This window comes from Gilliamella sp. W8128, from assembly GCF_016100545.1.
GTDB classification, from domain to species: domain Bacteria; phylum Pseudomonadota; class Gammaproteobacteria; order Enterobacterales; family Orbaceae; genus Gilliamella; species Gilliamella apis.
On sequence record NZ_JACFSE010000005.1, the window covers coordinates 146,763 to 170,729 of the forward strand.

The 23,967-nt window shown below is 35.3% G+C and carries 20 protein-coding genes; 13 read left to right on the forward strand and 7 right to left on the reverse strand.

The window, feature by feature from the left end; all coding sequences use genetic code 11:
* Positions 1-8: 8 nt before the first annotated feature.
* The 3 genes from H3U97_RS06540 to H3U97_RS06550 all read left to right on the forward strand — a co-directional run bounded on the left by H3U97_RS06540 (position 9) and on the right by H3U97_RS06550 (position 3,428).
* Entirely contained in the window at positions 9-791 is a 783-nt protein-coding gene (locus H3U97_RS06540) for a YchF/TatD family DNA exonuclease (protein WP_065578426.1), read from the forward strand.
* The gene (locus H3U97_RS06545) at positions 784-1,896 is read left to right on the forward strand and encodes a cupin domain-containing protein (RefSeq protein WP_086354087.1); all 1,113 of its coding nucleotides are present in this window, start codon (positions 784-786) and stop codon (positions 1,894-1,896) included. The genes H3U97_RS06540 and H3U97_RS06545 overlap by 8 nt, the downstream gene beginning before the upstream one ends.
* A 290-nt stretch (positions 1,897-2,186) precedes the next feature.
* Positions 2,187-3,428 (forward strand): MFS transporter, encoded by a 1,242-nt coding sequence (locus H3U97_RS06550; RefSeq protein WP_065614104.1) that lies wholly within the window; start codon positions 2,187-2,189, stop codon positions 3,426-3,428.
* A 61-nt stretch (positions 3,429-3,489) separates the two neighbouring features.
* On the opposite strand, the gene H3U97_RS06555 is transcribed toward H3U97_RS06550, so the two are convergent.
* The 3 genes from H3U97_RS06555 to H3U97_RS06565 form a co-directional block, all read right to left on the reverse strand.
* Positions 3,490-3,969, reverse strand: coding sequence for a hypothetical protein (locus H3U97_RS06555; protein ID WP_034901625.1), 480 nt, complete (start codon positions 3,967-3,969; stop codon positions 3,490-3,492).
* Positions 3,970-4,149: 180 nt separating this feature from the next.
* Positions 4,150-5,037 carry an SDR family oxidoreductase gene (locus H3U97_RS06560; RefSeq protein WP_086321015.1) on the reverse strand — a complete coding sequence of 296 codons (888 nt, stop codon included), beginning with the start codon at positions 5,035-5,037 and terminating at the stop codon, positions 4,150-4,152.
* Positions 5,038-5,455: 418 nt separating this feature from the next.
* Positions 5,456-5,893: a hypothetical protein gene (locus H3U97_RS06565; RefSeq protein WP_198198558.1), complete on the reverse strand. Its 438-nt coding sequence runs from the start codon at positions 5,891-5,893 to the stop codon at positions 5,456-5,458.
* A 492-nt stretch (positions 5,894-6,385) separates the two neighbouring features.
* Between H3U97_RS06565 and ilvG the strand changes: the two genes are divergently transcribed.
* The 5 genes from ilvG to ilvA all read left to right on the forward strand — a co-directional run bounded on the left by ilvG (position 6,386) and on the right by ilvA (position 12,895).
* Positions 6,386-8,062 (forward strand): acetolactate synthase 2 catalytic subunit, encoded by a 1,677-nt coding sequence (ilvG, locus tag H3U97_RS06570; protein ID WP_198198559.1) that lies wholly within the window; start codon positions 6,386-6,388, stop codon positions 8,060-8,062.
* 3 nt (positions 8,063-8,065) lie between these two features.
* Complete coding sequence (gene ilvM, locus H3U97_RS06575; protein ID WP_065578432.1) at positions 8,066-8,296, forward strand: acetolactate synthase 2 small subunit; 231 nt, start codon at positions 8,066-8,068, stop codon at positions 8,294-8,296.
* 155 nt (positions 8,297-8,451) lie between these two features.
* A complete protein-coding gene (locus H3U97_RS06580) occupies positions 8,452-9,381 on the forward strand; it encodes a branched-chain amino acid transaminase (protein WP_198198560.1) in 930 nt (309 codons plus the stop codon).
* A gap of 123 nt (positions 9,382-9,504) precedes the next feature.
* Positions 9,505-11,355, forward strand: coding sequence for a dihydroxy-acid dehydratase (gene ilvD / locus H3U97_RS06585; protein ID WP_065578434.1), 1,851 nt, complete (start codon positions 9,505-9,507; stop codon positions 11,353-11,355).
* 1 nt (position 11,356) lies between these two features.
* The gene (ilvA, locus tag H3U97_RS06590) at positions 11,357-12,895 is read left to right on the forward strand and encodes a threonine ammonia-lyase, biosynthetic (RefSeq protein ID WP_370545677.1); all 1,539 of its coding nucleotides are present in this window, start codon (positions 11,357-11,359) and stop codon (positions 12,893-12,895) included.
* A 1,019-nt stretch (positions 12,896-13,914) separates the two neighbouring features.
* On the opposite strand, the gene H3U97_RS06595 is transcribed toward ilvA, so the two are convergent.
* Entirely contained in the window at positions 13,915-15,303 is a 1,389-nt protein-coding gene (locus tag H3U97_RS06595; RefSeq protein WP_232343763.1) for a hypothetical protein, read from the reverse strand.
* Between the two features lie 1,000 nt (positions 15,304-16,303).
* On the opposite strand from H3U97_RS06595, the gene H3U97_RS11620 reads away from it, so the two are divergent.
* Positions 16,304-16,444 carry a CbrC family protein gene (locus H3U97_RS11620; RefSeq protein WP_081300002.1) on the forward strand — a complete coding sequence of 47 codons (141 nt, stop codon included), beginning with the start codon at positions 16,304-16,306 and terminating at the stop codon, positions 16,442-16,444.
* A gap of 61 nt (positions 16,445-16,505) precedes the next feature.
* On the opposite strand, the gene H3U97_RS06605 is transcribed toward H3U97_RS11620, so the two are convergent.
* Positions 16,506-17,156 (reverse strand): hypothetical protein, encoded by a 651-nt coding sequence (locus H3U97_RS06605; protein ID WP_086362385.1) that lies wholly within the window; start codon positions 17,154-17,156, stop codon positions 16,506-16,508.
* Between the two features lie 514 nt (positions 17,157-17,670).
* Entirely contained in the window at positions 17,671-18,594 is a 924-nt protein-coding gene (locus H3U97_RS06610) for an L-lactate dehydrogenase (protein ID WP_198198563.1), read from the reverse strand.
* A 378-nt stretch (positions 18,595-18,972) separates the two neighbouring features.
* Between H3U97_RS06610 and H3U97_RS06615 the strand changes: the two genes are divergently transcribed.
* The 4 genes from H3U97_RS06615 to H3U97_RS06630 are packed head-to-tail and all read left to right on the forward strand — an operon-like array spanning position 18,973 to position 22,447.
* Positions 18,973-19,851, forward strand: coding sequence for a metal ABC transporter substrate-binding protein (locus tag H3U97_RS06615; protein ID WP_086321044.1), 879 nt, complete (start codon positions 18,973-18,975; stop codon positions 19,849-19,851).
* On the forward strand, positions 19,851-20,747 hold the full coding sequence (locus H3U97_RS06620) for a manganese/iron ABC transporter ATP-binding protein (RefSeq protein WP_086360513.1): 897 nt from the start codon (positions 19,851-19,853) through the stop codon (positions 20,745-20,747). The genes H3U97_RS06615 and H3U97_RS06620 overlap by 1 nt, the downstream gene beginning before the upstream one ends.
* Positions 20,748-21,614, forward strand: a complete 867-nt coding sequence (locus H3U97_RS06625; RefSeq protein WP_198198564.1) for a metal ABC transporter permease — start codon at positions 20,748-20,750, stop codon at positions 21,612-21,614.
* Positions 21,611-22,447: a metal ABC transporter permease gene (locus tag H3U97_RS06630; RefSeq protein WP_065650945.1), complete on the forward strand. Its 837-nt coding sequence runs from the start codon at positions 21,611-21,613 to the stop codon at positions 22,445-22,447. Before H3U97_RS06625 ends, H3U97_RS06630 begins: the two co-directional genes overlap by 4 nt.
* A 59-nt stretch (positions 22,448-22,506) precedes the next feature.
* Here the strand turns inward: H3U97_RS06630 and dnaB are convergent, their stop codons facing one another.
* A complete protein-coding gene (gene dnaB / locus H3U97_RS06635; RefSeq protein WP_086321043.1) occupies positions 22,507-23,931 on the reverse strand; it encodes a replicative DNA helicase in 1,425 nt (474 codons plus the stop codon).
* Positions 23,932-23,967: the final 36 nt, after the last annotated feature.

Here is a 23,967-nt window from a genome sequence, read left to right on the forward strand (position 1 = left end):
AGTTTAATATGTTTCTAATTGATTCGCACTGTCATTTAGACAGTTTGGACTATACAAATAAAACGCTTGATAGCGTTTTGCAAGAGGCATTAAATAATGATGTCAAACATTGTCTAAGTGTTGCAACAACATTGTCGGGTTATGAAGCGATGAAAGCAATGCTAATGCCATATAAAAAACAATGCTCGTTTTCATGTGGTATTCACCCACTCAATTTAGATGATGAACCTTACGACACCGAGCGTTTTGCTCGTCTTGCACAAGAAGATAATGTTATCGCTCTTGGCGAAACAGGTCTTGATTATTACTATCAACAAGATAATCTTGAATTACAGCAATACAATTTTATACAACACATTCACTTAGGTAAACAATTAAAAAAACCAATAATTGTCCACACCCGTAACGCTAAACAAGATACCCTAAAAATATTAAAAGAAGAGCAAGCTCACTCCGGTGTCTTACATTGCTTCACCGAAGACATTGATACGGCCAAAGCATTATTAGACATTGGTTTTTATATTTCATTTTCAGGGATTATCACCTTTAAAAATGCCGAATCTCTGCGAGAAGTAGCAAAATTTGTGCCTTTAGATCGCATTTTGATTGAGACTGATTCACCCTATTTAGCGCCTGTTCCATATCGAGGAAAAGAAAATCAGCCCGCTTATGTTAAAGAGGTAGCTAATTATTTAGCTGCACTAAAAGGTGTAACTCTTGATACTATTGCACAACAAACTACAACAAACTTTTGTCAATTATTCAATTTAAAAGGAGTAATTAATGAGTAACAAATTAACAATCAATTGGGATGACTTTTTAACTAATTATTGGCAAAAAAAACCAGTTATTTTACGTAATGCTTTTAGTAATTTTATCGATCCTATCTCCCCTGAAGAACTAGCTGGTCTTGCCATGGAAGAAGAAATTGAAAGTCGAATTGTTACTAACAAAAATGGAAAATGGGACGCAAAATATGGGCCATTTATTGACTTTAGTGACTTAGGTGAAGATCATTGGAGCCTACTTGTCCAAGCTGTCGATCATTGGCATGAGCAAGCAGCTACTTTAGTTGAACCGTTTAAATGCATTCCACAATGGCAATTTGAAGACCTAATGATATCTTATGCAACCCAAGGTGCTGGCGTTGGCCCTCATATTGATAATTATGATGTATTTATCATTCAAGGTAAAGGCCGCCGTCGTTGGCAAGTTGGTGATCGTAATCCTAATTATAAACAATTTAGTGCTCATAAAGCTTTATTACATGTTGAAGATTATCAACCTATTATTGATGAGGAAATTACTGCTGGAGATATTTTATATATTCCAATTGGTTTTCCACATAATGGGATATCGATTGGCGAATCACTTAGTTATTCGGTAGGATTTAGAACCCAAACATCACAAGACTTATTAAGTGGATTTGCCGATTATATTATCGATAATTTACCTAATGGGATTTTTTATCAAGATCCAGGGTTAAAATTACCAAAAGATCCTTATTTAATTCAACCATATGAAATTGAAAAGCTTAAAAGTCAAATGATTGATTTAATAAATAATCCAGCTTTATTTAATGATTGGTTTGGTAAACATATCACAATGCCTATGCATGAACTAAATATCATTCCTGTTGAACCAGCTTATGATTTAGATGAATTCGAAGCAATTCTCAAAGCTGGAGCTGAACTCTACCGAGTTCCTAGTATCCGTATCCTAAAAATCGGTGATACCGCCTATATCAACGGAAAAAAAATACCTTTACCAATGACAACAATTAATTTGTTATGTGAAACTGAAGTACTTTGCTATGAGCAAATACAAGACGATGTAACCTTAGATGTCATGTTAAAATTTGTTAATCTTGGTTATTGGTATTTTGCCGAAGAGTAAAATTTTCATCTTAACAATATCGGTTACTAAGCTATCGGCTAACATCCGTAAAATGGCAAAATTATCGACTAATTTGTCTAAAAAATTAGATATTTTTCAATATTAAACAGATAATTTTGCCAAAACAACAATAAATAAAATAAAAGCTGATATTTTTGGATTTTCATTTAGCTTTTTACTATTTTTAAGTATATACTTGCCCCCGCTTTTTGAGCCCCTTCGTTTAATGATGAGTTAAACAAAATAACGCTTAGATTGAACCACTATCTTTTTATTGACTTGAGGTAAACATGAATATTAATGCAAGCATGACCAACCAAGCTGAGAGTGAAAGCGCACAAACAACTCCTTATCAAAAACGTACTTTATTTGCATCAACAGTAGGATATGCATTAGACGGTTTAGATATGATGATTTTAGGTGTTTGTTTTAGCCTAATTGCAACTACTTTTAACCTAACCAAATCCGATCTAGGTACATTAACTTCGGCGACATTATTAGGGGCTGTATTAGGTGGAATTCTTTTCGGCGTACTTGCTGATAAATTTGGCCGTGTTAGAGTATTTTCATGGACAATTTTAATCTTCTCATTATTTACAGGCCTTTGTGCTATTTCACCAAATTATGAAAGCTTTTTAATTTTTCGCTTTCTTAGTGGCCTTGGTTTGGGAGGTGAATTTGGTATAGGCATGACATTAGTATCAGAAAGTTGGCCTAAACACAAACGTTCCAGAGCAACTTCAATTGTGGCATTAGGCTTTCAAGTGGGGATAATTCTTGCCGCCCTAACGGTTAATTTTATTGGTGAAGTGCATGGTTGGCGCTGGGCATTTGCCATGGGTGTATTACCTGCACTATTTGTTGCATGGACACGTAAAGGTTTAAAAGAGCCTGAAATTTGGCAAAACTTAAAAGATCAAAATAAAAATAAAATAGCCATCGGAAAACTATTTAAAACCCCTAGAATCACAGCTACCACTATAGGTTTAACTATTGCTTGTGCAGTACAAAATTTTGGGTTTTATGGATTAATGGTTTGGATGCCTAATATGATTGCGACTGAATTAAAACTACCATTCAAAAATACGATGTTTTGGACCATATCAACCACGATTGGTATGTCATTAGGAATCTTAATTTTCGGTTGGTTATGTGATAAATTTGGTCGTCGCCCATCTTATATAATATTTTTACTTATATCAGCTATTTCAATATGGTTCTATTTTCACCAAACTGATATGTTAGTTTTAATACTATTTGGTTCAGTTATCGGCTTTTTTGTTAATGGTATGATGGGTGGATATGGGGCTTTGTTGGCTGAACATTATACAACGGATGCCCGTTCAAGTGCTGAAAACATTATATTTAACGTTGGTCGTGGTATTGCGGGTGTATCGCAAGTACTCATTGCCTATCTAGCGACTGTTTACTCCATCAGTTATGCATTAGCACTACTTTCTGGAGCTTACTTGTTATCAGCAATAGCCTTTATCTTCTTAATTCCAGAAACCAAAGGCAAAGCATTAGAGTAATTACATAAAAAAACAGGGCTTAAAGCCCTGTTTTGCTAATAAAAATATTAATTATTTTTAACTATTTTGCATCACAATCAGCTGGTTTTAAGTGTATACTAAATACCATTTCATCTTTAATATAATAATTGTGAATCGCACCATCGGGAAAAGCATTTTTAAAGTCTTTCATTTCGCTATTATCTGAACAATAAAGAGTTTTTAATGCATCAGCAGTAACTTTTTTACTTTGATCAATATCCAAATCATCTTTAGATACATCCATTACATATTTATAGTTAATTGAATTATTCTCTTTATAAAGATCAACTAGGTTAGAATATTCATTCACTTTTACTGGTAGTAAACGTTTAGCTTCACTAATATATTTATCCTGAGCTTTACTTAGATCTGGCTTAGTTGCCTGGGTATCATTTGAAACTGGTGCAGTTTTTGCTGGCTCACTATTAGTACTATTATCAGCTGGTTTAGATTTTGAATCATCACAACCAAATAGAGCAGCAGCTATAAAGATCAATGCTGAATATTTTAAACCTTTCATATAAATTCCTTATTATAAAATTAATTAATCACTTAATTAGATGAAGAAGACTATTAAATTGTAAATTATAACTATAAAAAAATACACAACTTTAATAGTAAAGAAGAAAGAAAAAATCATTTTTATACAATATATAAAAAGGGCTACAATAGCCCTTTAACATATTGTAATTATTATAAATTAATTAATATGCATACCACCAGTTACACCATATACTTCGGCGGTGGTATAGCTTGATTCTTCTGATGCTAAATGCACATACACGCCAGCTAGTTCTACCGGTTGCCCCGCACGTTTTAATGGTGTTTGTTTACCAAACTCTGGAATCACTTCACTTGGTTGACCACCACAAATTTGTAATGGTGTCCATACTGGACCTGGTGCTACACAATTAACACGAATACCTTTACTACCTAATTGCGCAGCTAAGCCACGAGTGAACGCGATAATCGCCGTTTTGGTTGAAGCATAATCCAATAAGTTACCACTTGGTTGGTAAGCTTGCACCGAAGAAGTGGTAATAATCGTCGAACCTGGTTTTAAATAACCCAATGCGGCTTTGGTTACCCAAAATAGTGAAAACACATTGATTTCAAAGGTTTTAATGATTTGTTCCGTAGTCAATTGCATAATATCTTCTACAGCTGTTTGTTTACCAGCCACTAAGGTTAGATTATCAAGCCCACCTAATTTTTTATGCGCTTCATCAACTAATTTTTTGCAAAATACCTCATCACTTAAATCGCCTGGAATCAACACTGCTTTACGCCCTACAGATTCGATAACTTTCGCTACATCTTCAGCATCTTTTTGTTCCGCCGGCAAATAGTTAATTGCTACATCAGCACCTTCTTTTGCATAAGCAATAGCTGCTGCACGACCAATCCCTGAATCACCACCAGTAACCAACATTTTTCGACCTTCTAACCGTTGATGACCTTGATAACTTTTTTCGCCACAATCAGGCACTGGATCCATTTCATATTGTAAGCCAGGAGGAGTTTGTTTTTGTTTAGGAAACTTGTCATGATGATATTTGGTTGTGGGATTATAGGTTTGCTTACTCATAATTTTCTCCTAAGTTAGACATGTATTTGTAGACAAATTCAATATAACTTAAATAAAATCAATTAATAATCACAAAATCCTATTGCCAGACATATTTTATATCTTTAAAATACTTAATTAATTCAATTAATTATATTAACCGATAACACACTGTAAAAAATAATAACTATTGATAACCAAAAAAATTTGAGAATAAAGTAACAGTGACTTCCTTGAATGGCCTAGCGAGGACAGAAGAAACTTATGCTAAAACCATGACTGATGATAAATTGAACAACAAAAATAGTGTAACAAATAAATTAACATTAAGCTAGCATGCAAGTTTAATAATAATTATTTATTAGTTGGGCAATTAGTCACAACTACTGTTAGCACTCTTTACCCATCTATATATAAGATTATTTCTAATTACTTTTACTTAACTCCCATGACAATCTGCTGGGGTTAATTCAACCACGATAATCTCTTTATTATCAATAAAATAATGATAGTTTGCACCATCCGGAAATGCTGTTTTTAACTGCTGCATTTCTTCATTATTTTCACAATAAGCCTTAAACAAGGCTTGACGGATAGTATCAAGAGTACTTGGCAATAATAACGTATATTCAGAGGTATTTTTAACCTCATATTGATAATTGACGATATTACGATCTTTATCTTTATCGATACCAATTAAAGTCGTTAACTCATCAATCGCAATGGGTAAAGATTTCTTGATAGGTTCAATCATTGCATTTTGTACCGCAACAAGTGATTCATCATTAACATTATCTACGGTATTTTCTTTCGCTTTCTCACAGCCAAACATTAAAACACTTACCAGCAAAAATGTAACCAATTTAAGTATTTTCATATAGGTATCTCTTAATGAGTAATAAATAATGATCAGCAATACAAGGTTAAAAAAGTTAGTTTACTTTTAAGCTCAATGATTGATATTTATACACTAACCAGCCATAAAATGCCAAACTAAAACCAAAATTAATCTTTTTTAAGACTTAAAAAACCCCTTTCCTCAATAATTTTTTCAAACAATAAACATACTAATTAAAACTGCTTTTAAAAAAAGCATAAAAAAGAGTTGCACTTTTTTTTAAAACGAGTATTTTGATTAAATATTTTTAAAAAATGACAAAATAATTACAAAAAAATTATGAATTTTTCACTCATCCTCGTCCTCATTAACATTATTGTCAGCGTGGTCATTATTCCAACGCGGGGGCGTCTTTTGAGTTAAATATATGGTTACCATATTTCAAAAACCCCCGCCCCAAAAAGCGGGGGTTTTTTTATGAACAATTTTGACATTAAAAATAAATGAGCAAAAGTAACAAGTGAGGAATAAATGTTAGGAACACAGTGGATAGTAAAAACCTTAAAAGAAAAAGGCATTACCACCGTTTTTGGATATCCTGGTGGTCAAATTATGCCTCTATACGATGCACTTTATGATGGTGGAATTGAACACGTACTATGCCGTCATGAACAAGGTGCCGCAATGGCAGCCATTGGTTATGCTCGCGCTACCGGCAAAATTGGAGTTTGTATTGCAACATCAGGCCCTGGTGCAACCAATATTATTACAGGCCTTGCTGATGCATTAATTGATTCAGTACCCGTTATAGCCATTACCGGACAAGTTCCAACTACATTAATTGGCACTGATGCCTTTCAAGAAGTTGATGTTTTAGGCTTATCCTTAGCTTGCACCAAACATAGCTATTTAATTGATGATGCCACCCAGTTGCCGAATACCTTACAAGAGGCTTTCAATTTAGCCAATTCGGGCAGGCCGGGACCAATATTAATTGACATCCCAAAAGATATCCAACTTGCCGAACATGATTACCAAACCTATTTAACACCGACAACCATAAAAACTCCTTCTGATAATGCTCAATTATATCCAATCTCATCTGACGAGATAGCACTTGCTAAACAAATGATTTGCCAAGCCGAAAAACCAATGCTTTATATTGGTGGTGGCGTTGGACTATCAAATGCAATTGCAGAAATGCGTGAATTTATGAACTTAACGCAAATACCTAGTGTATCGACATTAAAAGGACTCGGTGTTGCTGATCTTAACAATCCTTATTACTTAGGATTAATTGGTATGCATGGTGCCAAAGCAGCTAATTTAGCGGTACAAGAGTGTGATTTACTGATTGCTTTAGGCGTTAGATTTGACGATCGAGTAACAGGTAAGCTTAATGAATTTGCTAAACATGCTAAAGTCATTCATATCGATATTGATCAGTCTGAAATAAATAAATTACGTCAAAGCCATTTAGGATTACAGGGCGATATCAAACATGTTTTACCAATGCTTCATCAAACTGTCTCTATTAAAGATTGGCACGAGAGAATTAAACAATTAAAGGCGCAACACCCTACCCGCTACGATCATCCAGGGGAAGCTATCTATGCACCGGCATTACTAAAACGTATTTCAGAAAGAAGACCTGTCAACAGCGTAATTACCACTGATGTCGGTCAACACCAAATGTGGACAGCGCAACATATGAGTTTTAATCATCCACAAAACTTTATTACTTCCAGTGGATTAGGAACAATGGGCTTCGGTCTACCCGCTGCAATAGGAGCACAAATGTCCAGACCTGAAGATATGGTAATTTGTGTATCTGGTGATGGTTCTTTTATGATGAATGTACAAGAATTAACCACAATAAAACGTAAAAAATTGCCAGTGAAAATTGTGTTAATTGATAATCAACGCTTAGGTATGGTAAGACAATGGCAAGAGCTTTTTTTTAATGAAAGATATAGCGAAACCAATTTATCGGATAACCCAGACTTTCTAATGTTAGCTAAAGCATTTGATATTCCGGGACAAATGATCAGCAAAAAAGCGGAAATCGAACCAGCACTTGATAATCTATTTAATTCATCCGGTGCTTACTTACTGCATGTATGTATTGATGAACTAGAAAACGTATGGCCACTAGTACCACCAGGGGCAGCAAATGAAAATATGTTAGATAAAAGTAATAAGGAGTAAGTGATGAATCAATTAGCGACACATCAATTTACTATAAAGGCCAATGATAAATTAGGTTCTCTTGAACGCATTTTACGGGTTGTTCGCCACCGTGGCGGACATATACAACAGATGCAAATGCAATCAATTGATAATCATTTATTTATCTTAAATCTAACATTAACTACGGAACGATCGCTATCATCATTACAAAGCCAAATTGGCAAATTGGAAGATGTTATAGCGATTGAATAAAGCTTACAATAAACCTTATTCAAACAATAGGTTAAATAAAAAAGAGTATTTTTATAGAAGTTAAACAAAAAAAAAGTGATGTATAATGCTTACCATTAAATGAACAAAAGCAGTATGCATGCTTAACAAAAGTAAATTTAAGAGGAAAACAAAAAATGGGTACTACAGCAAAATCTGATTATATTTGGTTAAATGGCGAAATGGTTCCATGGGCAGATGCGAAAATTCACGTAATGTCACATGCCCTGCATTATGGTACTTCAGTATTCGAAGGTATCCGTTGTTATGAAACAAACAAAGGGCCAGCAATTTTTCGTCATAAAGAACATGCACAGCGCCTATTGAATTCAGCTAAAATTTATCGTTTTCCTGTTCCTTATTCACTTGAAGAGATCATGGAAGCAACCCGCCAAGTAATTAAGAAAAACAATTTAAAAAGCGCATACATTCGTCCATTAGCATTTATTGGTGATGTTGGTATGGGTGTTATTCCACCAGCAGGTTATCAAACAGATGTTATGATTGCCGCATTCCCATGGGGTGCCTACCTTGGTGAAGACGCCTTAGAACAAGGTATTGATGCCATGGTATCATCATGGAACCGTTTTGCTCCAAATACCATTCCAGCAGCAGCAAAAGCTGGTGGTAACTACTTATCATCACTACTTATCGGATCTGAAGCTCGTGCTAATGGCTTCCAAGAAGGGATTGCATTAGACGTTAACGGTCAGCTTTCTGAAGGTTCAGGTGAAAACTTATTTATCGTTAAAGACGGTATCTTATTTACCCCATTATTATCATCATCTGCACTTCCAGGGATCACTCGTGATGCCATCATTACCCTTGCTCGTGATCTAGGCATTGAAGTACGTGAACAGACTCTTTCTCGTGAATCACTATATCTTGCTGATGAAGTGTTTATGACCGGTACTGCTGCCGAAATCACACCTGTACGAAGTGTTGATCGTATTCAAGTTGGTATTGGTCGCTGTGGCCCAATCACTAAACAAATCCAACAAACATTCTTCGGATTGTTCGATGGAAAAACTGAAGATAAATATGGTTGGTTAGATCTAATTAAATAAGCATTGATAACTACCGCCGATTAAGATTAATTCGGCGGTGTCATCATTTTACTATTTATTAAGAACTCAAAAATGTACCGATAGAAATCGGTCGCTTGCATTAGGAAAAATTGGGAGCAACAAATGCCTAAATATCGTTCGGCAACCTCAGTTGAAGGTCGCAACATGGCAGGCGCCCGCGCCTTATGGCGTGCAACAGGCGTAAAAAATGAAGACTTTGGTAAACCCATCATTGCAGTGGTTAATTCATTCACACAATTCGTACCGGGCCATGTCCACTTAAAAGATATTGGTCAACTAGTGGCAAAAGAAATTGAAGCTTGTGGTGGTATTGCCAAAGAGTTTAATACTATTGCTGTTGATGATGGTATCGCTATGGGCCATGGTGGTATGCTTTATTCATTACCATCTCGAGAACTCATTGCCGATTCAGTTGAATATATGGTTAATGCACACTGTGCTGACGCAATGATCTGTATCTCAAACTGTGACAAAATTACCCCAGGGATGTTAATGGCGTCACTGCGCTTAAACATTCCAACTGTGTTCGTCTCTGGCGGTCCAATGGAAGCAGGTAAAACTAAACTGTCAGATCAAATCATCAAACTCGACTTAGTTGATGCTATGATCCAAAGTGCTAATCCTACTGTTAGCGATGCTGACAGCGAGGCTATTGAACAATCAGCCTGCCCGACTTGTGGATCATGCTCGGGGATGTTTACTGCTAACTCAATGAACTGTTTAACCGAAGCATTAGGCCTCTCTTTACCGGGGAATGGCTCACTGGTTGCCACCCACAAACAGCGTGAACAACTTTTCTTAAATGCGGCTAAGCGCATTGTTGAAATAACCAAGCAGTATTACGAGCATGATGATGTGGCTTATTTACCTCGTTCAATTGCGACTAAAGCTGCTTATGAAAATGCTATGTCACTTGATATCGCCATGGGTGGCTCAACAAATACCGTATTACATTTACTTGCCACAGCACAAGAAGGTGAAATAGACTTTACCATGTCTGACATCGACAGGTTATCACGCAAAGTTCCTCATCTATGTAAAGTTGCGCCAAGTACCGCAATTTATCATATGGAAGATGTCCACCGTGCCGGCGGGGTGGTCTCCATCATGTCTGAATTGGACAAAGCCGGATTACTAAACCGTAACGTACATAACGTACTTGGTTTAAGTTTACAAGAAACCTTTGCCAAATATGATATTACGCAAACAACTGACGAAGCCGTCAAAAAAATGTATCGCAGTGGTCCAGCAGGCATTCGCACCACCAAGGCCTTCTCTCAAGATTGTTATTGGGATAGCTTAGATGATGATCGTGAAAATGGCTGTATTCGTGATAAAGCACATGCTTATAGCCAAGATGGTGGATTAGCAACCCTTTATGGTAATGTCGCCCAAGATGGCGCTATTGTAAAAACCGCCAGTGTTGCTGCCGAAAACCTAGTCTTCCGTGGTCCGGCCAAAGTTTATGAAAGCCAAGAAGATGCTGTTGATGCAATTTTAGGTGGCAAAGTAGTGGCAGGCGATGTGGTAGTGATTGTCTACGAAGGACCAAAAGGTGGACCAGGTATGCAAGAGATGCTCTATCCGACAAGTTACTTAAAATCAATGGGGCTTGGTAAAGCCTGTGCATTAATCACTGATGGTCGTTTTTCTGGTGGTTCATCGGGGTTATCTATTGGTCACATTTCACCAGAAGCTGCTAATGGTGGGGTGATTGGTCTTGTTCGTGATGGCGATATTATCGATATCGACATCCCAAATCGTAAATTAGAGCTCATCGTACCAGAAGATGAATTAGAACGTCGCCGTGTCGCAGAACTTGCTCGTGGTGATAAAGCCTTTACTCCTCATAATCGTGACCGTTATGTCTCATATGCACTAAAAGCTTATGCTAGCTTAGCAACTAGTGCAGACAAAGGTGCGGTACGTGATAAAAGCAAATTAGGTGGTTAATGTGAATCAACAAGCTAACAAACTAACCGGCGCTGATTATTTAAAAGCTACACTATGCAGTGCAGTGTATGATGTTGCCCAAGTGACGCCACTGGAACATATGGAAAAAATCTCCACTCGTTTAAAAAATCAAATTTTTGTTAAACGGGAGGATCGTCAATTAGTCCATAGTTTCAAAATTCGTGGAGCCCAAGCCATGATAGCCAGCTTAAGCCCTGAAGAACGTAAATGTGGTGTAGTTGCCGCATCAGCCGGTAATCATGCCCAAGGTGTTGCATTTTCAGCAACTAAATTAGGGATTAAATCGCTAATTGTCATGCCATTAAATACGGCTGATATCAAAGTCGAAGCCGTAAAAGGCTTTGGTGGTGAAGTATTACTTTATGGAGCCAATTTTGACGAAGCTAAAGCCAAAGCAATGGAACTGGCAAAGCAACAAAATCGGATTTTTATTCCACCTTTTGATCATCCACTAGTTATCGCCGGTCAAGGCAGTATTGCTATGGAACTGCTGCAACAAAATGCCAAGCTTGACCGCATTTTTGTGCCTGTCGGTGGTGGCGGACTCGCTGCTGGCATTGCCGTATTAATTAAGCAAATCATGCCATCAATAAAAGTGATTGCGGTTGAACCTGAAGATGCGGCCTGCTTAAAAGCGGCTTTAGTTGCAGGACATCCAGTCGATCTTGATCGGGTTGGTTTATTTGCTGAAGGTGTTGCAGTTAAACGAATTGGTGATGAAACATTTAGACTCTGTCAGCAGTATATTGACGATATCATTACTGTTGATAGCGATGAAATCTGTGCGGCAGTTAAAGATCTATTTGATAATGTACGTGCCATTGCAGAACCATCGGGCGCAGTAGCATTAGCTGGTCTTAAAAAGTATGTCGAACAAAATAACATTTGTGGTGAAAATTTAGCCCACATTTTATCTGGAGCTAACTTAAACTTCCATAATCTACGTTATGTATCTGAACGTTGTGAATTGGGTGAAAAACGTGAAGTACTCTTAGCGGTAACTATACCTGAACAAAAGGGAAGCTTTTTAAAATTTTGCCAATTATTAGGTGGACGAGCAGTCACAGAATTCAACTACCGCTATCATGACGACAAATCAGCTCGCATATTTGTTGGCGTTAAAATTGCCAAAAGCAATGAAAAAGACGAAATCATGCAAGAACTCAGCGCAGCTGGTTATCAAGTTGTCGATCTCACTGATGACGAAATGGCAAAACTACATGTTCGTTATATGATTGGTGGCAAACCATGTCAACCTCTTAATGAACAAGTTTACAGTTTTGAGTTTCCTGAATCACAAGGTGCTTTGCTTAAGTTTTTACAAACGCTAGGTACTAACTGGAATATATCAATGTTCCATTATCGTAGTCACGGTACCGATTATGGCCGAGTATTAGCTGCTTTTGAAATAGATAAAGCTAGCCATACAACCTTTACAAAACATTTAACCAAATTGGATTATGGTTTTAATAATGAAACTGAAAATCCATCACTTAAATTATTCTTAACCAATGAATAATTTAACTGCCCCTAAAATAAATTAGGGGCACTTTTGCCTAAATAAATAGCACATAATTTAGTGATTAATAGTGATGATTTTAATCTGTTTTTTAACAAAAATACTATGTTAAGTGTTATTGTTAAGATATGGGTTCTTAAAAAACTGCCTCAATTTTTTTAAGCTTAAAAATAGCTTTCCTTAATTTAATCCGTCCATCTCTACATTACACATAGCTAAACGATAAAACCATGCAGATTTCATTACTTCACCAATTTAGTAAAAATAAAAAGTTAAGGTAAAGGTGAATAAATATAAAATGGATAACCATTGTTGGAAACAGGGAATTTATTGAAGGCTCCGGTAAACGCGTCCACAACTAAATATTTATCGTCATTGCCATTACTAATCATCGAGTAGTCGTAGGCAAAGGTATAGTACATAAATTATTATAATTCAAAATAATATTTAACAATTGCATTACCGTTCTCATCACTTCCAACTAACTCAAATACTTGCAGCTAAGAGGATTTAGATACATTACTTGGATCGTCTGAACTCCGTTACGATACTTGAGCGACTGGACCAGTTAGAGTGACTTGAAAGCTTGTACTTGTTACTTCCAATATAGTAACAGTAATACCTGCTTGGGAAACGGAAGGAGGTCATTTCAAAAAAACAGTACTAACTATCTTTAAATCAAAATATACCAAATCCCTCATAGTAGAAAAGTTTTAGCCGTAAGATGATTAAATTGAAGATTGAATAATATCAATTCCCAGAATTCCATATTCAAGCTGAACCAGCATACTTATCTATATCATTAACCGATATTTATTGATTAAAATATTTACTGAAAGTCTCTACTCCTCTACAATAACTCCGTCCCAATTGGGGCGGATAGTACTCACCACAAAATCTCTTTTTATCACCCACTTCGTCAGCTTGATTGAAGCTACAAATCAACTACTTTAATAGATTGAATTTAATATTCCAACATTGAAGCTTCAATCTAATGGATAACAAGTAAAAACTACGCACTAAGGTGTAACACAAATTAAATGATTAGAGTTGTTATTTGAATAATCTGCTATTACGGAACCATTATAGGCATATACAAGAATTCTATGGTTATTGGCATCATTTTCGGTACCGTTATCAGTACCATTATTGCTATCACTATCAGTACCGTTATTCGTACCACTATTAATTTTGATATCGGTAGCCAAATAAGGTATCACACGCAAAAATTGAGCACCTCTGTAACCAGCCATATACCCCCACTCAGCAAAAAATCCGTTATCAATTGCACGCGTAAAATGATTATCTCGGGAAGGCGATGTAGTGCTGGCGACATCAGAAACCGGTGCATTAGTTAGCTCTTTATAATTAGGAACACGGTAACCTATATTCTCACACCAAGATATATGCTTATCTTTATTATTTTGAGTGTTTCTCCCACGATTAACAAACCACTGTTTTAACTGGAAACCATATTTGACGACTTCTTTATTACTTTGAGGGTCTACACCAACTAACTCAAATGTAATAGGCAATACCGGTTTATGTATAGATCCTAAACTACTTGGTTCATCTGAGTCATGTTGTATTTCTGTAGCGAATGGACCAGTTAAGGTAACACGAACACTGGTACTTGTTACATCGGTCATTGTAGCAGTGATACCATCATGAGTAACTTCCTTCCATAATAAAGCCTCGTTACTACCAATGATGTTTAAATCAAAATATAAATTATTAGCGCCTGTAGTAGGAAAGTTGCGATGATAAGATGATGAGGTAGCAGTTTGAGTAATAAATCCTTTATTAATATCCCATATTGGTTCAGGACCTGCAAAATCGCCTGAACTATAAATAAGGTTTGGTGTGGCAAACAAAACTGAAGGCCCGGCCTTCGGATTAATGTAATAAGTCACATTACTAGAGTTAAAATCACTACTATTAGGTTTTCCATAACGCGTTCTTAATGTTCCGTTAGTACTAGTTAATGTTAACTTATATGGCGCCTTAGTTCCCATTAATACTTCATTACGCGCAACAGTTTCATTATTTTTATCTACGATAGATAACCTTAGATCACCAGTTACTGTAACATCATCATCCCCATCATCATCCCCCCAATAATTATAAGGTGAACCAATAAGTGCATTTAATCCAATTAAATCAGTATCAATTGGTACGGCCATATCGATATCAGCAAAACTTTCACCAATTTTAGGTAATTCAATAGGGTCATTTGAGTTATATGTTATTGGTGTAAATTTTGTCCCATCAGATAGTGAAATCCACAGTAGATCGTCGATATTTGTAACACGAGTAAGATCGCCGTCAAAGGTTAAGTAAGGTTCATGACCCTGAATAGTATTTGATGTTTGAGATTTTAATGCGTGGCTAAAAAAAGGCGTTATCAATAAAAGAATAAGCAAAATCGTTAAAATAATCCGCCAAAATGAATAAAATAGACTTAACACTTTGAGTAAAGAACTTACGATTTTAAGATAAATAAAACTGTAGTGAAAAACTAAATTTTTACTACTCCTATTAAGCGAACTTAAAACAAGTATGAAGCATGTATTTTCGTGATAATTACAATACATTTTATCAATCCTTTAATTTAATTTAATGATTTACAATATTTTTAAATCTAACTAACTAAACTTTATTCGATTGTTTTAACTAAAAAACGTATTAAAAATGTAGTAACTGAAATAGTCTTTTTAATTTAACTTGTTAACTTCTATAAGAACTTTTACTGAATTGTGTATTAAAATGAGGTTTCAAAGTTTAAATAACTTCCCTCAATTTTTTGAGTAACATACTATTTTCCCCAAAATTAGATCCGTACCTTTTGGAGAGGAGTGTCAGGTATTTGGTTGATAAAACAACCATACTACTTTATCTCACAATCTTTGTGAGATCGATTGCCTCAATGAGGCAAATATTTTATTCACCAGTAGCCTAACTTTATTTTTCAATTCCGAAAATGAAAATTAGACACTAGGAAGTGGTACATAAATCCAAACGTCTATTGAGTATGTCAATTGATAGCGCCATAAAACAGGTTTATAAAGAGCTTTTCGTTTTTGGAACAAACAGAAGCCCAATAATGGTAAACACTATTAAAGTCAGCATTAATCTAATTGTACATACCCCCCTCATTTTGATAAGAGTCCATCACTAATTCGGCACTAGTAATGAGCAACTTGCGCCGAAGATATGGCAATCATTATGAGATCATCACACAAACTAACATAATTAGTTAATTAATTAATCAATGAATGATGATAGACGATATTATATACACTACCGTGTATGATTGAAAGTAAGATCATGTTAATTACCCTACAGGAGGCGAATCAATTTTTTAGTTAACACTATATTTTCTCAATGTATTATTAAAGAGTTAATGGTATAGAAACGCAAAAATTTGATGGTTCATTCAATGATTATATAAGTGTCGAAGTTATACCTAAGGATAAACTTGATGAAGTGTTATATAGAACACCAAATTATATATCTTGGCAACAACAAGTGATGAGTTTGCTAAACTGATTTGATTAATATTTATAGAATAAAAAAACCTCATATGAGGTTTTTTTATTTGGTTAGGTTCTTATTTTTCTAATTTCATTCTATTATTTAAATCTTCATAAATAATTGAAACACCGTAATCAAATGCAGATGACACTGAAACATCAGATAATTTGAAGATAGTTTCTTTTCCAGCTAACAGTGTATAAGTCGATACAGTCATTGGCTTATCGTTTAGATATGATGCATGAGCAACAATATCAACATTTTCGCTAGTATCATTTTTGAGTTTTATTGTTACTGATGGCTGTATTTTAGACATTCCAGACTTACTGACTTTGTCAATTTTAGTTTTTAAGGTTGGTGACATTTTTAACACCATACCTCCACCAAAATCGGCATTAGCTAATTGGATATCACCAGTTAATTCTTTACCACCAACAGTGATAGGAATTTCAAATAACGCTTTTGAATCCATTTTTTCTCTATAACATTCAATATATTTGGCATCACCAAATACTTCGGTTATCCCCTTTTTAGCTTCGATTAAGCTGGATGATTCATTACGAGAATCTTTATAATCAGCACACGCGGTCACTTCCACAATTAATTTTGATGAAATAGTTTTCGCTGTTTCACTATTTATATCACTTAAATTTACGGTTGGAGTCAATTCGACTTTACAGCCAGTTAATAACACCACCGACATTATAGAGATAAGTACTTTTTTCATGTATTAATTCCTTTTATTAAAACAATCTCATTAAGGTAATTGAATTAGATTTAATTCCTAATAATTAAAGTTAAGATTATAACTAAAATATATAACGATATATTACATAATAATGATTCCAATCAAATAGGCAAATAACCACTTTTTTGGTAATAATTGTGTAATCAGTATTTAATTATATGATAGTTATAAAAATAATATTATTAATTGAAAAATATGCAAATCAAAACTATTCACCAACTTCAATTAATTCTGTTGAAATAATAAAAATTAGAATGTAATAATAAGGATTATCTACTGAGGATATTGCGAAGGTGATTGTTCAATTGAATCAAGTTTACAAAATTTTAAATGCTAAATATCAACAGAGGTTTACCTTGATAAAGAATATAAATCGTATATTTGATATTTCATTTAAAAATTTAATTAAATAATTTGTATTATAGTAACGTTGGGCGAAATCAATAACTGATAATAAGTCTGAAAACGCCCTTATAATCAAATTTTTTAACAATTACAAACTAATATGATCAATGTATCCTTTCACAATATCGACACTATTGGTGAATAATTTTTTTTCGTTGTCATTAAAATCAAGTTCAATAACTTTCTTAATACCATGTTGATCTAAGATTGCCGGTACGCCTATTGCTAAATCTTTATACCCATACTCGCCATCTAATACACAACTAAGTGCTAATGCTCGGTGACTATTGGTAAAAATATGTTGGCAGATCTCTGCAATAGTGCTAGCTATACCATATTCAGTACAATGCTTATATTTGACAATTTCAAAGCCTTTGTTTTTGGCTTTTAGTCCAATATCATTAAAATCGATTTTTTTACTTTCTAAATCGTTGAGATTAATACCATAAACCGATGAGTGTGACCAAACTGGAAATTGCGAATCACCATGCTCGCCAACAATAAATGCATCAATACTTTGTGGGCCAATATCCATCTGTTCTCCCAATAGGCGTCGTAAACGCACGGTATCAAGCCAAACACCAGTACCAATAACTCTATGACGGGGTAAACCAGATAACTTCCAAACTTGATAAGTAATCGCATCACACGGATTAGTAGCAATTAAAAATATCCCTTTAAAGCCACTTTTCATCATACTAGGAATAAGATTAGCCATAATTTTAGAAGTACCAGTAAGTTCTTCAGCTCTGCTTTTTTGCGCTAATCCGGAGGTAACAGTAATAACGGCAATATCAATATCTGCACAGTCCGTCGATTCACGCAAACTGACTTTAATCATATTTTGTCGATAGGCGGCAGCATCTAACAAATCCTGACCATGACCGTAAGCTAAATCCTTATTAAGATCAACCAGTGCAATTTCTTCACAAAATCCACGATTGACCAATGTATAAGCTGTAGTTGAACCAACATTACCTACACCAATAATCATCACTTTACGTAGTTTCATGTTTAACCTCGTTAGTTTTTTAAGTTGTAATTGAACTTTATTGTCAGATATTACAATTATCACTAAGTTTAACACTACATTAGCTATCAATCTAATAGATGTATCTATCTACGCTTTTTTTGTATCTTTATTTAACATTAATCGAATTAGTTATAAAAATAATTTGACTTTCATTAATTAAATGATAATAATTCTCATTAGCATTTAAATATTATAGTTTTGTTATTAGGAGTTTATTTAGAAAAGGATTTCATTCATTTCTAACTAATTTTATCTATAACTTATTTTTATATTTCAATCTAGCTTGAAAAGGTAGTATTTAATAAGGATTCGCTAATGAAATTTAATTTTTTTAAAAGCCGCAGAACATTATTAAACATGATATTAACATCATTGTTAGTTTTAACTGGCTTAGCTAATTCAGCATCGGCTGATGAAAAGAAATTTAAAGTGGTTACCACATTTACCGTCATTCAAGATATTGCCCAAAACGTTGCCGGTGATGCTGCAATTGTTGAATCCATTACTAAGGTAGGAGCCGAAATTCATGAATACGATCCTACCCCAAAAGATATTACTAAAGCTCTTTCTGCTGATTTAGTGCTTTGGAATGGTTTAAACTTGGAACTTTGGTTTAAACGCTTTTTTGAGGATATTAAAGATGTACCTTCAGTTGTAGTTACAGAAGGAATCGATCCAATGCCAATTCAAGAAGGCAGTTATAAAGGTAACCCAAATCCACATGCTTGGATGTCACCAACCTTAGCTTTAACCTATATTGAAAATATTCGAGCCGCTTTTGTTAAATATGATCCTAAAAATGCCGAAATCTATAATAAGAATGCCGCAGATTATGTAGCTAAAATTAAAGCGCTAGATGCCCCACTTCGTGAGCGTTTAGCTAAAATTCCAGAATCACAACGTTGGTTAGTGACTAGTGAAGGGGCATTCAGTTATTTAGCTCGTGATTATAATCTTAAAGAAGCTTACTTATGGCCAATTAATGCCGAGCAACAAGGCACTCCCAAACAAGTAAAAAGCCTTATTGATCTAGTTCGAGCGAATAATATTCCGGTCTTATTTAGTGAAAGCACCATTTCAGATAAACCCGCTAAACAAGTCAGTAAAGAAACCGGTGCTAAATACGGTGGTGTGTTATATGTTGATTCACTTTCAACTCAAGATGGCCCAGTACCAACTTATATCGATTTGTTAAAAGTGACTGTTGAAACAATCGCTAAAGGATTTGAAAAATAATGACTCAAATTTGCTTAAATGTTGATGATATTACTGTGACTTATAATAACGGTCACACCGCAATTCATGATGCAAGCTTCCGTTTAAATGGTGGCACAATCTGTGCGCTGGTTGGCGTTAATGGTAGTGGTAAATCAACACTATTTAAAAGCATTATGGGCATGATAAAACCAACTAAAGGACAAGTGACTTTTAATAATATTTCGGTAAAACAAGCATTGAAGCAAAATATTATTGCCTATGTTCCACAAACTGAGGAAGTCGATTGGGATTTTCCGGTTTTAGTTTCTGATGTGGTGATGATGGGACGCTATGGTCATATGTCTTTTTTGCGAATACCAAGTAAAGAGGACAAAAGACAAGTCGATTTGGCGCTAGAACGGGTCAATATGTTGGATTTTAAACACCGCCAGATTGGTCAACTTTCTGGTGGTCAAAAAAAACGTGTTTTTTTAGCAAGAGCTTTGGCTCAGCAAGGTAAGGTATTGTTGTTAGACGAGCCATTTACCGGCGTCGATGTTAAAACAGAAAATGCTATTATCGATCTGCTTAAAGATCTTCGTGATGAAGGCCATTTAATTTTGGTTTCTACCCACAATTTAGGTAGTGTCCCTGAATTTTGTGATCAAGTGGTGTTAATTAACCAAACCGTATTAGCTTTTGGCGAAACAAAAACCACCTTTACACCACAAAATTTGATGACAACTTTTGGTGGTGCTCTACGTTATTTAAGCTTATCAGGTGAACAATTGCATGAGGATGAAGATCCTCGCAAGATGTCGATTTTAACTGATGACGAACGTGCTGCTGTATTTTACGGTGAAGGTAGTGATAGTTCATCTCATCAGGATTTATTAGTCGAACCAACGATAATTGAACCTAAAGGGCAAAACTAAATGGAACTACTTCTAGAACCTTTTACCTATGGCTTTATGTTAAAAGCTATTTGGGTAAGTAGTATAGTTGGCGCCGCTTGTGCATTTTTATCGGCGTTTTTGATGTTAAAAGGCTGGTCTTTAATGGGTGATGCCCTTTCCCACTCTGTAGTACCAGGTGTGGCTGGTGCCTATGCGATCGGCTATCCTTATTCGGTTGGGGCGTTTTTTACAGGATTGTTGGCTGCCTTATCAATAATCATTGTCCGTGCTTTTACTCGTTTAAAAGAAGATGCAATTATAGGTTTTATCTTTTCAACCTTTTTTGCTATTGGCCTTTTAATCATCTCATTAAATCCAACCTCAATTAATGCCCAAACCATTATTTTTGGGAATATTTTGGGAATTGATGATAGTGATATGAGACAAGTGCAAATCATCATTCTGGTTTCATTTATTTTATTACTCTTATTCTGGAAAGATCTGTTAGTGGTGTTTTTTGATGAAACACATGCACGCTCTATTGGTTTAAAACCATTACCATTAAAGATTTTATTCTTCACTGTTTTAAGTGCTTGTACGGTTGCAGCTCTGCAAACTGTGGGAGCAATATTAGTCATTGCTATGGTGGTCACGCCAGGCGCAACCGCTTACTTACTCACTGATAGGTTTACAAGGTTATTAATTATTTCAGTGGTTATTGGTGCATCAACTAGTGCAATTGGCGCTTGGATAAGTTATTTTTTAAATGGTGAAACCGGTGGCGTAATTGTGACACTACAAACCTTAATCTTTTTGACTGCTTTCTTCTTTGCGCCAAGACAAGGATTGATTTCAAACCGTCGTCGAATTAAGCAAGCAAGACGTATTAAAGGGGGAGCTTTATGACTATATTATGGGAGCTTATTTATCATCCCCTAACCATTCCTTTTGTTCAACGTGCTATTCTGGCCGCCTTAGCTACGGGGATTGTTTGTGCTTTGCTGTCATGTTTTTTAGTATTAAAAGGCTGGTCATTAATGGGGGATGCTATTTCTCATGCAGTATTACCTGGTATTGTACTCGCTTATTTAATTGGAATCCCCCTAATGATAGGTGCGTTTGCTTCAGGATTATTTTGTTCTGTCGCTACCGGTTATATTAAGGAAAACAGTCGAATTAAAGAAGATACCGTGATGGGTATTGTTTTTTCGGGAATGTTTGCTTTTGGCTTGGTGTTATTTTCTAAAGTAGAAACATCCCAACATTTAAACCATATTCTATTTGGTAGCGTATTAGGTACTAGTTATCAAGAATTAATACAGATTATTGCTATTGCGGGCATTGTTTCGGTTATAGTGATTGTTAAGCGCCGCGATTTAATGTTGTACTGCTTTGATGCCGTACAAGCCAAAGTGGTTGGTTTACCAGTTAAATTATTGCATTACGGTTTATTAAGTATTTTGGCGCTAACCATTGTTGGATCACTTAAAGCGGCAGGTGTTATCTTAGTTATTGCAATGCTAATTGCCCCAGGTATTACTGCATTTTTGTTAACCAAACGTTTTGAAAAGATGTTAGTGATTGCGGTGATTGTATCAGCTTTTTCGACGGTAACCGGTACATTAATCAGTTTTCATCTAGATGCCTCAACCAGTGCTTGTATTGTGATTTTACAGGCTTTTATCTTTGTTATGGCTCAGTTTTATCGAGTCTATGCTAACCATAAGATAAAACGTTAATTGATCTAGTGTAAATGTTATGTTTTTTCACATTTACACTAGTTATTTAGTTGAGTTTATTATTCATCATCTAAATATTTACCGGCATCAGCATAATTATCAAATCTTGAAAATTGACCTTGGAATTTTAATCTCACTTTACCTATTGGACCATTACGCTGTTTACCTAAGATGATTTCGGCAATACCTTTATGTTCCGACGCTTCATTATAGACTTCATCACGATAGATAAACATAATCACGTCAGCATCTTGTTCAATAGAGCCTGATTCACGTAAGTCAGAGTTAACAGGTCGTTTATCGGCGCGTTGCTCTAAGCTACGGTTAAGCTGCGAAAGTGCAACAACTGGGATTTGCAATTCTTTTGCTAATGCTTTTAATGAGCGTGAAATTTCAGCGATCTCAAGTGTTCGGTTTTCAGAAATATTAGGTACACGCATAAGCTGTAAATAATCGACCATGATCATACTTAATCCTTTATGTTCACGATAGATTCGTCGTGCTCGTGAACGCAACTCCATCGGTGTTAATCCTGATGAGTCATCGATATAGATATTTTTCTTCTCAAGGAGTAAGCCCATAGTGCTCGATATTCTAGCCCAGTCATCATCTTGTAGTTGACCTGTACGAATACGAGTTTGGTCGACACGTGATAGAGATGCTAACATACGCATCATAATTTGCTCTGACGGCATCTCAAGACTAAAAATAAGAACTGGTTTTTCTTGCATCATAGCGGCATTTTCACAGAGATTCATGGCAAATGTCGTTTTACCCATTGATGGACGAGCCGCAATAATGATTAAATCTGAACGTTGTAAACCTGCTGTTTTCTTGTCTAGGTCAAGGAAGCCTGTCGATACTCCAGTCACCCCATCATGTGGGCGCTGGAATAGCTCTTCAATTTTTGCTACCGTAGCTTCAAGCACATCGGTAATATTTTTAGGCCCTTCACCTTGCTTGGTACGACTTTCGGCAATTTGGAAAATTTTGCTTTCAGCTAAGTCTAAAATTTCCGTACTATCTCGACCTTCAGTTGAGTAACAGTTGTCGGCTATTTCATTTGAAGCACTAATCAATTCACGCAATATAGCTTGTTGACGAATAATATCGGTATACGCAACCACATTAATCGCACTAGGAGTATTTTTAGAAAGTTCAGCTAAATACGCAAATCCACCAACATCAATCAGTAAATCCTTACTTTCTAAACTTTCAGAAAGTGTAATTAAATCAATCGGAGTACCACGACTGACTAAGGTATGCATTTCTGAAAATATTAATTGATGATGACGAGAATAAAAATCACGGTCAGTAATCATTTCTGCGACAACATCCCAACGTTGATTATCCAACATTAGGCTACCAAGCACAGCTTGTTCTGCCTCAATAGAATGAGGAGGCAACTTTATATTTTGCAATTTTGATTTTTTTGCGTCTTGATTTTTCAGTTCTTTATTCGAACTTGTTTCATCATTTTTCATTGCATTCATCTTTGTGTTTTTAAATTAATTTAACCT